The organism is Gammaproteobacteria bacterium, from assembly GCA_013696315.1.
GTDB lineage: Bacteria > Pseudomonadota > Gammaproteobacteria > JACCYU01 > JACCYU01 > JACCYU01.
The window spans coordinates 1-14,529 of sequence record JACCYU010000203.1 but is presented as its reverse complement, the minus strand read 5'-3'; the positions used below and the strand labels follow the sequence as shown (position 1 = coordinate 14,529).

Below are 14,529 nucleotides of genomic sequence, written 5' to 3'. Positions count from 1 at the left end.
TAGGATTGCCCACAGTGCTTGCATATCGGCAAAGCTGTGCTGCCGCCCGTCGTCCGCGTGCTCGACGATCCCGACCACTTGCGTGGGGATCGCTCTCGTCGCGCCGGTAAATGCGGATTACGTAGTTTTCCATCTCATCCGCGCTTGTGTGGCGCGCGAATGAGCGTAAGCCATCACGACCTACGGATTACATACCGATTGAGAAGAAAGACAGGAAGGGCGCGGATGGTTGCCTGGCTTTGGTCAGACGCCGCGCGACGTGTCAGCGGCACGCCAAGCTGGCGTGCTCGTGAGTGAGAATATCGCGGTTTTCTTTTTAAGACTTGAACGGATAGAAAACTGGCGGGGAGCATAAGCCCCGCCGCCAGCGTGTGTTACCTGTACTTACTCCATCCCGCTACGGGAAGCCGGTTTTGATTTCGCAGTTTTGGGCAACATCCCCGGTGCCGGAACCGCCGTCACACGTATCCTTCACCGGACTCGCCCTGAAAGGACAAGGGCAACCGCCGTCCACGAAATCATTGCCATCTTCGCCAAATAACGTGTCCTTGTCATCCCCGCCTCGCAAGTGGTCATTGCCTGAAGGGGGCCGGGGGCTGACTACCATATCTCCATACCCGCCGTAGACGAAGTCATCGCCCAGGCTGCCGCAAATCACGTCGTTGCCTTCCAGTCCGTAAATGACATCATTGCCGTGGCGGGCCTGAATCACATCCCGAGCTGCCGTGCCCATGATCGTTTCAGCCTGGTTGGTGCCGGTGATGGTGGCGGTCAGGTTTCGGCAAGTCGGCGTGGGCGCCGCATACGCAGGTCCGCCAGAGCCGAGTGCGAGCAGCACCGTGAACGCTGCCAGCTTGCGGAATTTTTGCGGCCGGCCGGACACGATGTCTTGATAGACAGATTTACTACACTTGTTATGCATCGCTCAGTCTCCAGATTGGTAATTCATGCTTCGCCATACGTGCGTGCATGTGCGAACTTCCTGCCGACTTGCAAATGTGTGTTTACGGCGTAGACCATCGTAAAATCACGCTTGCTCAGAACAGGCGTTCAAGTCGATGGAACTATTGATCTCCACCCATGGGTTTGTCGTCCAATGACAGTGCCTCCAGGCACATTCCACAGTTCTCCAGTCGTTAAGCGAATGCCGCGCGGCGGCATCGATGATCCACTGGCGTACGGCGGCAATTTCATTTCCCGCCCGCCCTAGGTCGCTTGCGACGAGGATCGATAATACAGCGTATATACGGCATTGTACCATCGTCGTCTACTCCCGCGTTCTCGACGACCCGACCAAGCCGGGAATAAGCTCCGATGCGACGATAAACGCGGATCACAGAAGCTTGCACCCCAACGCGATCCATCACCGACTGGAGCTTACGGCCGCCGGCCTTCCGATGATCGCGCATCAAGCGCGGCGCCTTCGTGCGCCCACCCTCAGACTCCGATGAAGGCCCGTTCCCCGCGATCTATTACCCGTCCTGCCACTCCACCACGTAATCCGTGGCCGAGGTGAAGTAGCCTGTGTACGTGCCGCGGTTACCGACGTATTGCTCCAGTGAGTCGGTGCCGTGCACTGTCTCCCATGCGCATCCGAAGGTGGTGTTCGCCGCGCCGTCCTCGTTCATGGTCGTGTTCACCATACGATCGGCGCACTTACCGATGACATACAGATTGGGGAAAAAAGGGAAGCGGCGCTGAGGACAGGCCCGCCAGCAACGCTGGTGGGCTACCTACACGCCAGGGCCCCGGGTCGGCCACAAGTCTTGCTCGTTGGCTTGGGGTTCAGTGCTCCTGGAGTGCGCGGAACAATGCTTCAGTGGCCGGGGAGGGCGGGACACCGAGCGTGATCGCGAGTGTACGGCGCAGACGGTGGTACACGGCGAGCGCTTCGGCGGGACGGAGCGAGCTGCTGGTAGCAGCGCATGATGCCGAGGTAGAACTCTTCGGCAAGATCGTCGGCTGCGAGACCTCGCTGGTAGAGTCTATAGCCGCTTCGAGGTCGCCGTTCTCGATCAGGCGTGACGCCTGTAACCCCACAAGCCGGATGTAACGCGCGCGCAGACGTTCGCGCAGCGACAACGTCCATGGTTCTTCCAGGTCATCGGAGAGAAAGTTGCCGTCGTAAAGCGCGAGAGCACGCGCCGGTGCTTCTTTAGCGTCTTCATGGGGACTGTCCGGCGCTGCGGTGGCGTACACGGCCAGGCGCTCGAACGCCCAAGAGTCCACCCAGCACAGCGCCGCGTTCAGACTCAAGCGGCCTTGCTGTAATTGCAACGCGTCGGCATGTTGCAGCAGTTTTCGCAGCCGATGCAAAGTAATCTGAAAAGACTTTTGCGCCGCGTCGCCTTCCTCGTCCGGCCACAGGGCGTCAAGCGCGCGTGTGATCGGAACGGGGCGGTCGCCGGCGGCTACGATGAATTTCAACAGGGCGATCGGCTTTTTCGGCGCCTTGCGCGCGAACGCCACGGGTACGTCGTCGATGACCAGCGAAAAACGACCGAGCGTGTAGATCTTTACCGGCCAGGGCCAACTCGCTACGTCGGGCGATCCGGGGAGTAGGCCACGTTTCTTGATAAGACGTTCGACGTATTCGGTCTCAATGCCGGCCACCAGCGCCTCGGCGCACAGATACGCCATTACCTTTGGCAACCACAGCATGCAGTTGAAGTGGCCGCCGCGACGCCCAGTGGCGAGCGCCGCGGCAAGCGTATCCAAAAATTCTTCGCGTCTGTCCATGCGCCGCAGCACGTCGGAAGCAATGCGCTTATGCGGTACATACCGGCATCAAGCCCCTTAATCCAGCGCTGCGCCTGGCTCGCGACGGCGAGCGCGCGCGCCAGTTCTCCGCAGTTCGCGAGCGCCTGAGACAAGGCGCCTAAAGTGCAGATGGCGGGCCCCGCGTGACCTAATTGCGCGGCCAGGTTCGCGGCTAACTCCGCATGATCAAGAGCTGTCCGCGGGCAATCCCGCAATAACGCGGCCCAAGAGGTTAGGAAATGATAGATCGCAGCATCGTTGCGCCTTGTATGATTAAAGTCGCTTCCGACCGTTTCAAGAATATTGGATGCAGCCGTGGCGTCGCCCATCGAAAGCAATGCCCAGATTTCGTACGATCGGCTCATTGTCCCCGCGAACGACAATCCGTGTAGGGAGGCGAACGGTAGCGCTTGTCGGTTGACTTGCAGTGCTCGGTCGTTATCGCCGATGGTGATCAGATACTGCGCGCGTGACCATGACCAGACCAGCCGTTGCAACGGGCTGGCCTCTGGGGCGGCGGCGAGCGGGCTAAACTCTGCGACCGCTGCTGAGACTGCCACGATATCGCTTGTCGCCAAGAGGTGGTAAGCAAACCGGCCGCGGCCATAAGTCTTTGGCCGGCGCCGAAGTTTAGCCGGCAAAGTTGCCCGACACGCTCGACGCACGTCGGCGCGAAAGCATGCCCCGGTTTGCGGTAGCCCAGCGCGATCAGCAGGCTGGACCAGACGCGCAGCTCGCTCTCCGGAGCGGGGAAATCCGGCTGTCTCGCGAGCATGCCCTCAAGAACGTCAATCCACGGATCGGTTACAGTGAAGTCGCCCCAATCGACATAGTAACTTTCGATCACGGCCGCCGCGCTCAGCGCCTGGCCGACCTCGTCCTGTGCGGCGGCAAACCGCGCACACTTGCTCCAGCATAGTTCTCCCGGCGGCGGGGTTGATCTGCGCGCGACAAGCTCCGATCCAAAACATGAGCCACGGGCTATCTTCAACAGTGCGACGCGGCAGCGCGTTGATCCATTGCTCGAGCGTCTGCCAGCGACCCTGGTCTACGAGCACGGGCGCCCGCGTCAGAATCAGCCGGGCGGCCGATTCCCAATCTTCCGCTTGCCCATAAAGCTTGAACGCGGCTTCGTAATCGTCGTGTTCTTCCAGTATCCAGGCCGATTGTTGCGCCAGTTGCTGGCGCTCCAGCGGTGGCAACGCGTACTCGGTATGTGCACGCAGAAAATCGCGAAACAGCGCGTGGTACTGGTAATGCGCGTCTGACGCGATGCGGCGGTCGATGAAATAACGCCGACGGTAAAGGTTATCGAGTAGAGCGCCGGTCGTTTCGTTGCCTGTCAGGCGCCGCGCCATGCTGGCGCTGAATCTGGGCAGACAAGCAGTTCGCACCCATAATTCCCGCAAGTCGGCAGAAGCGCGAGCGAAGATCTCCGACGCGAAATAGTCGAACAACGCCTGTGGAGTGGCGCCATCCTGTGCGGCGGGCTCGGTCTTGCGCATCTCGGCGTCCTCCATGAGCACCGTTAGTCCCGCGGCCAGCCGCCTGAACGCTGACGTAGTTGGCGGATTTCGCGCACAGGGCTACCGCGTAGCGATCCTATCGCCTCGGCTTCTTCCGGCGTAAGCCGAAGATCTTCCCACTCCAGCAAAGCAAGAGTTTTATTTATCTGGATGCGGGCACACTCGGCGGGCGGTGGTGCGTGGCTGATAACGATCAGGTTAACGCCTCGCGGAAGCTCGCTGGCGGCATCGCGCACCACGCTAGCGAGTTGCCCGGAATCCTGCACATCCTGAAAGTTATCCATGGCCAGCACCGCGGGGCGTGGGAGGCGCTGAAACAAATCCCGAAAGAAACGTTTGGTAAACCCGGAGAGGTCCGGCAGATACTCGGGGGTCAGTAACGGCAGCGGCGTTTTTCTTCGCGGTGCGGCTTCGCGCAGGTAATGGAAAGAAAGTTGCGAGATCTTTGTCGCCCGCGTCTATCTGATACCAGATACGCGGAAGCCTGTGCGCACTGATGTAGCTGGAAATGAGTGTGGTTTTGCCCGCGCCGGGTGGAGCGCATACCCAGATAACTCCCGACTCGCGTCGCTGATCGAGCCAGTCGAACAAACGTTGTCGCGGATAAGCGTTTGCAAGTATTGGCGGCGTGAGCTTGGCTAATGATCTCATCGCTAACTGCGTCAATTGATTTTACCTCCCAGTTGGATGAATCTTATGTGGATATGGCAGCAAATGCCTTGATTTACAGTGTTTGTCGAAGCTGAGCGGGCGGCTCGGCAAAGAAGTCGCCGGGGCGCCAGTCTCAAAATCCTTATGAGGCTCGCAACGCCTTCGCAAGCGACCGGGAGTCGTGGGAGGGCTCAACACCTAGCTTGATGGAGAGCATCTGGCGAAGGCGTTGGTATGCGGCGAGACCTTCGGCGGGACGTTTCAGCCGTTGGTAGCAGCGCATGATGCCAAGATAGAAGCCTTCGGCGAGATCATCGGCCGCGAGACCTCGCCGGTAAGAGTCGATGGCCGCTTCGAGGTCGCCGGCCTCGATAAGCGCCGACGCCCGTATGGCGACGAGCCGAATGTAACTTATCCGCAGGCGTTCCCGGCGTGACATCGTCCAGGGTTCCGCCAGGTCATGGGCGAGAAAGTTGCCCTGATAGAGAGTGAGAGTGTTCTCCACTGACGCAGGGCGCCCATTGTCCTGGCCATCCGACGTTGGATCAGTGCGCGCGGCCAGGCGCTCGAAGGCCCATGCATCCACCCAGCACAACGCCGCGTTCAGACTCAAGCGGCCTTCCTGTAATAGCACCGCGTCGGGATATTGCAGCAGCTTTCGCAGCCGATACAACGAAATCTGGAAAGACTTCTGCGTCGCGTCGCCTTCCTCGTCCGGCCACAGTGCATCGACCGCACGCTCCAGCGGAACCTGACGACCGCCTGCGGCGATGATGAATTTGAGTAAGGCGATCGGCTTTTTCGGCGTCTTGCGCGCGGACGCCGTCGGCGCGCTATCCAGCAACAGCGAGAAGCGCCCGAGCGTGTAGATCTTTATAGGCCAGGGCCAATCGACAACCTCGGGCGAGTCGGCAACCAGGCCGCGTTCCCTGATGAGGTGCTGGACGTATTCGGTCTCGACGCCGGCTTTAAGCGCTTCGGCGCACAGGCGCGTCATCATCCGCGGCAGCCACTGCAGACAGCCGAGATATTCTCCACGGCGTCCAGTCGCGAGCGCTTCGGACAGCGTCGCCAAAAATTCTTCGCGCCTGCCCATTTGCCTCAGCACGTCGGCCTCGAACAGCAGCGCACTGAAACGGTAATGGCCGGACTTCAGTCCGCCAAGCCCCTGCCGGGCATTGCGCGCAACGGCAAGTGCCCGATCCAGTTCGCCGCAGTCCGCAAGCGCTTGAGAGTGTGTGCCCGACGTGCAGATCGCGGGACCCGTGTGCCCTAGCTGTTCCGTCAGCTCCGCCGCTTTTTCCGCTCGCTTGCGGGCCGTTTGCGGGCGCACCAGTAGTAGCGCCTCCCAGGACCGCAGGAAATGATAGATGGCGACGTCGTTGCATCGCGCCGGGCCGATGAACTCGCTCGCCGACGCGTCAAGGAGCTCGGAAGCGGCCTTGACGTCGCCGATTATAAGCAGCGCCCAGATCTCGAACGCCCTATGCATCGTCGCGAGGAGGGAGAGTCCGTGTTGGGACGCGAGCTCCCGTGCGTGCCGACTAACCCCTAGTGAGCGTTCGCAGTCCGCGGCGACCATCAGGTACAAGGCATATGCCCATGACCAGGCAAGCCGCTGGAAGGGGGTCGCCTTCGGAGATTTGGCCAGCGGTGCGAATTCGACCGCGGTCGCGGCAGCGCTGGGCAGGTCTCCTGTCACTAGCATGTAGTGCAGCAAGGCCGATGCGGCCATCAGTCTGTCGCCGGCGCCGATGTCCAGACGACATAGCTGCCGCACTCTCTCGGCGCAGACCGGCGTGAAAGCGTGCCCGGGCTTGAGGTGGCACAGCGCGATCAGCATGCTTGACCAGGCGCGCAGCTCGGTCGTTGAAGAAGCGAACACAGGACGATGCGCGAGCACTTCTTCAAGGGCGTCGATCCACGGAGCGACGGCGGTGAACCCACCCGTGTCGACAAAATAGCTGTCAATCACTGCCGCCGCGCTCAGCGCCTGGCCGATCGTGTCCCGGGTCTCGGTGAATCGCGTGTAAGCACGCTCGAGAATCTTCTGGCCGGCCGCGGAGTCCGACTGCGCTTTACAGGCGCCGCTCCAGAATAGAAGCCATGTCGTCTCCTCGACCGTCTGACGCGGTAGTGAGGTAATCCAGTGACCCAGCGTTTTCCAGCGGCCTTGCGCCAACACTGACGGCGCCATAGTCACGATCAACCGAACGGCCGAGGTCCAGTCCCTGGCCTCCTTGTACAACGCGAGCGCCGCCTCATGATCACCATGCTCCTCAAGCGTGCGCGCAGATTTGTGGACAAGCTGCTGCCGCTCGGCTTCCGTAAAGACTCGCATCACCTGATGGCCCAGAAACTCACGGAATAGCGCGTGATACTGATAATGGGGCTCAGAAGCCGAGCGCTGGTCGATGAAATAGCGCCTGCAGTAGAGATCCCCGAGTAAGCCCTCGGCCTTCGCGTTGCCAGTGAGTCGCCGCGCCATCGCGGCGGTGAACCGCGGGAGGCAGGCGGTTCGCAGCCATAATTCACGCAGCTCGGCCGGAGCACGATCGAAGATTTCCGATGCGAAATAGTCGAACAGCGCCTGTGGAGTGGCGTTATCGAGCACGGCGGGCTCGGTCTCTCGCTTATCGGCGTCCTCCATGAGCACCGTTAGTCCCGCGGCCCAGCCGCCTGAGCGCTGGTGGAGGCAATATGCTGCCGCTTCAGTGGCACAGCCGCGTAGCGACGAGATGGCTTTGGTTTCCTCCTGTGTGAGACGAAGGTCTTCCCACTCCAGCAATGCAAGGGTTTTGTTTACCCGAATACGCGCGCATTCGGCGGGCGGCGGTAAATGGCTGTTTACGAATAAGTTATGGCCTTCCGGAATCTCCGCCCGGCGTCGCGCACGACGCCATAGAGGTGCCCGCATTCCTGCACATCCTGAAAGTTATCCAGGACCAGCGCGGCGGGGCGTGGGAGGCGCCGAAACAGTTGCCGAAAGAAACGTTTGGTAAAGCCGGAGAGGTCCGGCAGATATTCGGGGGTCAGCAATGGCAGCGGCGTTTTCCGTCGCGGCGCGGCTTCCCGCAGATAGTGGAAGAAGGTCGCGGGATCCTCGTCACCCGCGTCGATCTGGTACCAGATGCGCTGAAGTCCGCGCGCACTGACGTAGCTGGAGATGAGCGTGGTTTTGCCCGCGCCGGGTGGCGCGCATACCCAGATGACTCGCGACTCGCGCCGCTGGTCAAGCCACTCGAATAAACGTTGTCGCGGATAAGCGTCCGCGAGCCATGGTGTCGTGAATTTCGCTAAGGCTCGCACCGACCCCCCGGTAACTTCTCGTCTGAAGAGCGCGAGTCGCGCTGGAGCGGGCGCAATGCCCTCACGCGACCGCCGAATTCATCTGGCGGCAATTAATCCATGGAACCGAATTTCGATCAACCCATAAATGTATGGTTATTTGAAAGGCGAAGGGCCTAAGCGCGTGTTTTCGCTATCGATCCAATAACTAGTGAACTGTAACCGGGCGGCGCAGTATTGGTTGTCATTCGGAAGTGAAGCGAGGAATCTGATCCAGGGCGCGACAATGGGCTGATGTCAAGAACTCTCGCTGAGTTTATCCTGAACAGAGTGAAGGGCGCGAGATGACATGGTTCGACTCTTGAATCAGGTGGTACAGTCCGCCGGTTGTGTGTAACCGCGTGCTGCCCGGCTTCGCCGCGCCGCTGGAGTGTCATCGGGCGTGATACTTAAACGGACTTTATCCACCCCTGCTCGTGCGCAACACGCAGGAATTTCAGCACGTCGGCTTCCAGATCGGCGCCGGGGAATTGCGTTTGGAGTTCGGCGACAAGCTGGCTGACCTTGCGCGCTCCGTCGCAGTGTTTGAGAATTTCGCCCGCGCTGGGGTTGAGCTTGACCATGCCCTCCGGATACAGCAGCACGTGCGCATTTTGCGCGGGTTCCCACTGCAGGCGGAAGGTCGGCGTGATCTTGATGACCGTATTCAGCGTGATCGGATTGTCTGTAGGGGGCTCGTTCACGTTGCCGCACTCACATTGTAGTACGGTGGCATCTTGTGGATGTAGGCCATGTACATCGCATCCAGCATAGTCCACAGCACATCTAGCTTGAACTGCACGATGCCGATGACCTTCTCCTGCTGCGCGCGGGTGGTGAAGTGTTTAAGCGTCAGGCTCAAACCGTGATCCACGTCCCGGTGCGCTTCTTTTAATCGCCGGCGGAAGTATTCAAGACCGTCGTTATCGATCCACGGATAATACTTCGGCCAGTTCGCAAGCCGCTCCTTGTGGATGGTGGGCGCGAACAGTTCGGTCAGCGATGAACTCACGGCCTCATGCCAGTCGGCGCGGCGCACAAAGTTGACGTAGGCATCGACAGCAAAACGCACGCCCGGCAGCACGTAGCGCTGCGATTCAATATCAATGCGGGTGAGGCCACAGGCCTCGCCCAATCGCACCCATGCGTCGATGCCGCCCTCGTAACCTTCGCGCCCGTCGTGATCCAGGATGCGCTGTATCCACTCTCTACGCACATCGCGATCGGGGCAGTTAGCAAGCAGCGCGCCGTCCTTGAGCGGGATGTTGACCTGATAGTAGAAACGGTTGCACACCCAGCCCTGAATCTGTTCGCGATTAAGTTCGCCGCGATTCATCATCGCCTGGAAGGGATGATGAATGTGGTAGCGGCTGCCTAAGCTTCGCAACTGTCGCTCGAACTCTTCGGGCGGCCAGGCTCGATCGGCGCTGGAAGATGCAGTGGTTGCGTTCATAGTTCGATTTCCATGCCGTCAAAGGCGATCTCTAGCCCCTCGCGGAGGAGTTCCGCGCGCTCCGGTGAGTGCTCGTTCAGGATGGGGTTGGTGTTATTGATGTGGATCAGTATCTTGCGCGGCTTGTCGAACTGGCGTAGAGATTCAATCATGCCGCCTGCGCCCGACTGATGCAGATGGCCCATCTCGCTGGCGGTTTTCTGTCCCACGCCGCGACGCAGCATTTCATCGTCAGTCCAGCAAGTACCGTCTATCAGCAAGCAATCCGCGTTTGCCATGTAGGGCGACAGATGATCTTCGATCCGACCCAGGCCCGGCGCGTAGAACAGCGCGCCGCCGGTGGCTCGATCTTCGATCAGCAGGCCGACGTTGTCGCCCGGATGCGGATCGTGCCGGTGCGGCGAATACGGTGGCGACTTGCTGGAAAGCTGAATCGCGGTGAATGCGAGACCGTGCGCGTCGGCGATGGCGAACGAGTCACCGTCAATGGGCAGCGGATGCCTGTTAACCCCACAGTAGTGTTCCAGCATGGTCAGCACCGGAAAGCCGCTGGTCAGGTCCTGATGGACCATGTCGGTGCAATATAGCTCCAGCGGAACATTACCTTCGCGCAATGTCAGCAGGCCGGTGGTGTGATCGATCTGGCTGTCCATCAGGACCACGGCGCGAATGCCGGTATCGCGCACGGCGCGCGCGGGCTGCAGCGCCGGGAATGCATCGATTTGTGCGCGGATGTCGGGCGAGGCGTTGATCAGCACCCAGTTGATGCCGTCGGCGCTGGCCGTGATCGAGGACTGAGTGCGTGCGCGCGCCGTGATTTCCCCGCGGCGGAAACCGGCACAGTTTACGCAGTTGCAGTTCCATTGCGGAAAACCGCCGCCAGCGCCCGAGCCGAGTATATGGACTTGCATCCCGAAAAAACCTGTTGATTCGAAGTGGAATGGGCGGTCGCGGTCATGAACGCTTACGCGTTTTCGCGCAAGCCAGACCGCCGGCAATACCGCTTTCGAAGTCTAGTGGGTTTGCTTTCAAAGTCAAACGCGCGCGTCGTAGCCTACAGAGGCAGGCACTTAACGTCATTGTCTTTGCCTGTGATTCCAGGGCTTGTTCGAAACTAACGCCGACCCGCCTATTCTGATATGGTCTAACCGTTTCGCCGCATCGTAACTCAATCCGTCGACCATTGGCGTTAGCCCATCAGGTCGACTCAACTTCAGGAGAATCAAGTTATGTATTTATCGAGGCTGATTGTCGCCACGTCTGTTTTATTGATAACGGCAAGTGCAGGCGCAGCCGACGACGCCCACGATTATCCGACTCACGAGGTCGTGGAGTATGTGTTCGATTGCATGCAGCAGAATGGTGGCGAGAATCTTGACAATCTCTATAAGTGCTCATGCAGCATGGACTACATTGCCGCAAAGATGACGCACGACGAATTCGTCACCGCGGATACTTTCCTGCGCGGACAGTCCGCCACAGGCGAGCGTGCCGGGATCCTGCGCGAGGGCCCGGTTGCGGAAAGCTCCAGAGACAACTATGAGAGCATTTTATCCGCCGCCGCCAAAAGCTGTTATCTCCCGGATCCGGCCGAAGAAGAGGACGACTGATGAACCGCGAGTCATCGGCCAGCGCGCGCCAGGCCGATTCCCTGCTTGCGGACTGGCGCGGTCGCGCGCTGGCGCTTGAAGACGGCGTCAACCGGGCGATGGTCGGGCTTGAGCGTCCTGTACGCCTGGTGTTGATAGCGCTGTTCGCGCGCGGCCACGTACTGCTGGAAGGCGACGTGGGCGTCGGCAAGACCACGTTGCTGCGCGCGCTGGCCCGCGGTATTGGCGGCGTCTACGAGCGGCTTGAGGGTACCATCGACCTGTTGCCGAACGATCTCATTTATTACACCTACATAAATGAGCAGGGCCGGCCCCAGGTCGATCCCGGGCCGCTGCTCAAGCACGGTGAGGATCTTTCGTTCTTCTTTTTCAACGAGATCAATCGTGCGCGTCCTCAGGTGCATTCGTTATTGCTGCGGGTGATGGCGGAGCGCAGCGTCAGCGCCTTCAACCGCGAGTATCGGTTTCCACACCTGCAGGTATTCGCTGATCGTAACCGCGTGGAGAAAGAGGAAACCTTCGAGATTCCGTCGGCTGCGCGCGACCGGTTTTTTATGGAGATTCCCATTGAGTTGACACAGGATCGCGAGCTGCGCCGCAGTCTGATGTTCGACACTCGGTTCCACGATGCGGACGCGCTGATCGCACGCGTGCAGTCGGGGATCATTCCGTTCGCCCAGGTCAAGGACATCGGCCCGCTGATCCAGCAGGAGATTGGCGTCAGCGAAACATTAGAGACCTACGCGCTCGATCTTTGGGAGGCGACGCGCGATCCCGAGCGCTTTGGCGTCGTGATCGAAGACGTCGATATGAGTCAACTGGTGCAGGCTGGCGCCAGTCCTCGCGGGGCGAGCCTGTTGATTCGCGCGGCCAAGGTGGCGGCCTGGCTTAACGATCGCGAGACGGTGGTGCCGGAGGATGTGCAAAGTATCTTCTTCGAGACCATGACCCACCGCGTGTTCTTTAATCCAGTCTACGAATTGCGGCGCGCCATGCTCGCGCGACAGATGATGGAGCAGATTCTAAGTCAGGTCGCCTCGCCATGATCGCGGCGAGGGTCGCGGACGCCGCAATCCGCGACTTTCACTATCGCACCAGGTGGCGCAGTCGTTTTGCCTTGCCGGGGCATCACGTATCCAGCCGCGCGGGCGCCGGATTTGAATACGCCGGCACCGCGCCTCTGCTCGACTATCCCGATCCGCGCCGGCTGGATTTGCGGCGCTCGGTGCGCGATCCGTTCGGGCAGCTTTATGTGCGCATCTATAACCAGCATAGTCTGGTGCCTGTTTACGCCCTGGTGGACATGTCGGGGTCAATGGGCTTCGAGGGCGCCGTCTCCAAACTGGCGCTACTGACAGAGTTTCTCAGGGTGCTGGCGTATTCAACCGCGCGTACCGGCGATCCGTTCGGTCTGATCGCCGGCGCGAACAGTCTGTTGCCGGAGCTTACGCTGCCAGCGACCCGTAATGGTGAAGCGGCGCGCGAGGTCATTGGTCGCCTGAGCAGGGTGCAACCGACCGCCGACGGCGCGCAGGGGCTGCTCGACGCCGCGCCGCTCGTAGGTTCCCGCCGTTGCCTGGTATTCATCGTTTCCGACTTCCACTTTCCGCTGGATTTCACGCGTCGCCTGTTGCGTGCGTACGCCAGACACGACATCGTTCCGATCGTGTTGTGGGACAGCGCGGAATTCCACCATCCACCCGCTTACGGCCTGGCGCGCGTGCGGGATAGCGAGACCGGCGCCGAGCGCTATTTGCTGTTGCGCCCCGCGATTCGCGCGCGCCTGATCAAGGCATTTGAAGAGCGTCGCGCCGCACTTGACCGGGTCTTTCTTGGATTCGGGCACACGCCGTATTTCCTGATCGACAAGCTCGACTGCGACGACCTCAACCGATTCTTCATGCAACGATGACTCAGGGCGCCTTTGTATGCCGCCGCGTTCTCTCAGCGCTGATCCTGGCGTTGGTGGGGGCGGCGCTGTGCGGCGCGGCCCAGCCCTGCCTGGCGCAACAAGGTGCGGATACTTCCGGTTGGGCCAGGCCCCCCGACGTGGGTGCTCGCGCGCTGCCGGAGCGAAAGAAACAGATCCTGCCGGGCTGGCAAGCAACATCGGAATCTGATTCACGCGCTACAATTCTTGAGCTTCGTGGCCCACGCGCGTTTGGTCTTTTGGCGGGCGACAAAGTCCGCCTGGAGCTGGTGGTGGCGGTCGAGCAGCCCTTTCGCCTGCAACGCAGTTCGTTACCCCCCTCGCGCTGGGTCAATTCATGGCTGGAGCTGCAAGCGGTCAGGGCCAGAGGCATTCGGACGGAACGTCTGAACCGTTACAAAATTGCGGCCAATTACCAAGTGTTCGCGACCCCGCGCGCCGTGACCCAGGAGGCCATTCCAGGGTTCGATCTGCGTTTCGTCGGCGCGGGCGAGAGTTTCGCGCTCAGCGTGCCAGAATGGATCTTCTCGATGTCGCCGTTACTCGAGCCCGAACCGGAAGTGGATAACGTCGCCGCGATTCCGGTGCGGGCCGATGCGCCGCCGCTATTGGTTGACACGACGTTGCCCGCCGCCGGCGTCGCGCTATGGGGCGCACTCAGCCTGTTACTGGGCGGCTACTGGCTGTACGCCAACTCGCTGTGGCCATTTGCACGACGCACCGACGCGCCGTTCGCGCAGGCTAGCCGCCGGCTTCGTGCCCTTAAGCGTCGCGTTGATGAGCGGCACTCGTTACCAGAAGGTTATCGCGTGATCCATCAAGCTTTCAACCAGACCGCGGGCGAAGTCGTATTTGCCGAGCGCTTAGAACGCTTCTTCGCCAGGCGACCAACCTTCGCGCAACGCCGCGCGGAGATAGAAGGTTTTTTTCTTGGCTCACGCCGCCTGTTTTTTGGCGATGGCCGCGCATCGATGGCCGGCAGCGCCGATCTGACGTCGTTGGAGGTATTGTGCCGGCAATGTCGGGCCGCTGAGCGAGAGGCGCGGTGATTCCTCACGTTGAGCACCCGTGGGTTCTCTTGGCTCTGGCTCTGGCCGCCTTACCGCTGCTTTACAGCGGTCAGAGGAGCGCTGCGTATCCTTGGCTTGGCGTGGTCCCCGCCGACGCCCTGGCTGGCGCTTTGGGCGTGGCGCTGCGCCTCACTGGGGTCATCGCGATCGCGGCTTTGGTATTCGCGCTCAGTGGACCTCGGCAAAGCGAGCAACGCATAGT

Annotated in this window: 14 protein-coding genes; 4 read left to right on the top strand and 10 right to left on the bottom strand. The window is 60.7% G+C overall.

The window, feature by feature from the left end; all coding sequences use genetic code 11:
- Positions 1–397: 397 nt before the first annotated feature.
- The 10 genes from H0V34_11985 to pqqB all read right to left on the bottom strand — a co-directional run bounded on the left by H0V34_11985 (position 398) and on the right by pqqB (position 10,628).
- On the bottom strand, positions 398–922 hold the full coding sequence (locus H0V34_11985) for a hypothetical protein (protein MBA2492379.1): 525 nt from the start codon (positions 920–922) through the stop codon (positions 398–400).
- A 550-nt stretch (positions 923–1,472) separates the two neighbouring features.
- Positions 1,473–1,643: a hypothetical protein gene (locus H0V34_11980; GenBank protein MBA2492378.1), complete on the bottom strand. Its 171-nt coding sequence runs from the start codon at positions 1,641–1,643 to the stop codon at positions 1,473–1,475.
- 142 nt (positions 1,644–1,785) lie between these two features.
- Positions 1,786–2,739, bottom strand: a complete 954-nt coding sequence (locus H0V34_11975) for a hypothetical protein (protein ID MBA2492377.1) — start codon at positions 2,737–2,739, stop codon at positions 1,786–1,788.
- 809 nt (positions 2,740–3,548) lie between these two features.
- Positions 3,549–4,286 carry a hypothetical protein gene (locus H0V34_11970; GenBank protein MBA2492376.1) on the bottom strand — a complete coding sequence of 246 codons (738 nt, stop codon included), beginning with the start codon at positions 4,284–4,286 and terminating at the stop codon, positions 3,549–3,551.
- A gap of 2 nt (positions 4,287–4,288) precedes the next feature.
- The gene (locus H0V34_11965; GenBank protein MBA2492375.1) at positions 4,289–4,570 is read right to left on the bottom strand and encodes a hypothetical protein; all 282 of its coding nucleotides are present in this window, start codon (positions 4,568–4,570) and stop codon (positions 4,289–4,291) included.
- Between the two features lie 509 nt (positions 4,571–5,079).
- The gene (locus H0V34_11960; GenBank protein ID MBA2492374.1) at positions 5,080–7,593 is read right to left on the bottom strand and encodes a hypothetical protein; all 2,514 of its coding nucleotides are present in this window, start codon (positions 7,591–7,593) and stop codon (positions 5,080–5,082) included.
- Between the two features lie 191 nt (positions 7,594–7,784).
- The gene (locus tag H0V34_11955) at positions 7,785–8,246 is read right to left on the bottom strand and encodes a hypothetical protein (protein MBA2492373.1); all 462 of its coding nucleotides are present in this window, start codon (positions 8,244–8,246) and stop codon (positions 7,785–7,787) included.
- A gap of 428 nt (positions 8,247–8,674) precedes the next feature.
- Positions 8,675–8,941, bottom strand: a complete 267-nt coding sequence (gene pqqD, locus H0V34_11950) for a pyrroloquinoline quinone biosynthesis peptide chaperone PqqD (protein ID MBA2492372.1) — start codon at positions 8,939–8,941, stop codon at positions 8,675–8,677.
- A gap of 23 nt (positions 8,942–8,964) precedes the next feature.
- The gene (gene pqqC, locus H0V34_11945) at positions 8,965–9,717 is read right to left on the bottom strand and encodes a pyrroloquinoline-quinone synthase PqqC (protein ID MBA2492371.1); all 753 of its coding nucleotides are present in this window, start codon (positions 9,715–9,717) and stop codon (positions 8,965–8,967) included.
- Positions 9,714–10,628 carry a pyrroloquinoline quinone biosynthesis protein PqqB gene (pqqB, locus tag H0V34_11940; GenBank protein MBA2492370.1) on the bottom strand — a complete coding sequence of 305 codons (915 nt, stop codon included), beginning with the start codon at positions 10,626–10,628 and terminating at the stop codon, positions 9,714–9,716. The genes pqqC and pqqB overlap by 4 nt, the downstream gene beginning before the upstream one ends.
- A 333-nt stretch (positions 10,629–10,961) precedes the next feature.
- Here pqqB and H0V34_11935 point away from each other — a divergent pair, with 333 nt between their 5' ends.
- Genes H0V34_11935 through H0V34_11920 form a run of 4 tightly spaced genes read left to right on the top strand, consistent with a single transcriptional unit; the run spans position 10,962 to position 14,306 of the window.
- A complete protein-coding gene (locus H0V34_11935; GenBank protein ID MBA2492369.1) occupies positions 10,962–11,327 on the top strand; it encodes a hypothetical protein in 366 nt (121 codons plus the stop codon).
- Positions 11,327–12,373, top strand: a complete 1,047-nt coding sequence (locus H0V34_11930; protein ID MBA2492368.1) for a MoxR family ATPase — start codon at positions 11,327–11,329, stop codon at positions 12,371–12,373. Before H0V34_11935 ends, H0V34_11930 begins: the two co-directional genes overlap by 1 nt.
- A complete protein-coding gene (locus H0V34_11925) occupies positions 12,370–13,239 on the top strand; it encodes a hypothetical protein (GenBank protein MBA2492367.1) in 870 nt (289 codons plus the stop codon). Before H0V34_11930 ends, H0V34_11925 begins: the two co-directional genes overlap by 4 nt.
- Entirely contained in the window at positions 13,236–14,306 is a 1,071-nt protein-coding gene (locus tag H0V34_11920; GenBank protein MBA2492366.1) for a hypothetical protein, read from the top strand. The genes H0V34_11925 and H0V34_11920 overlap by 4 nt, the downstream gene beginning before the upstream one ends.
- Positions 14,307–14,529 lie beyond the last annotated feature (223 nt).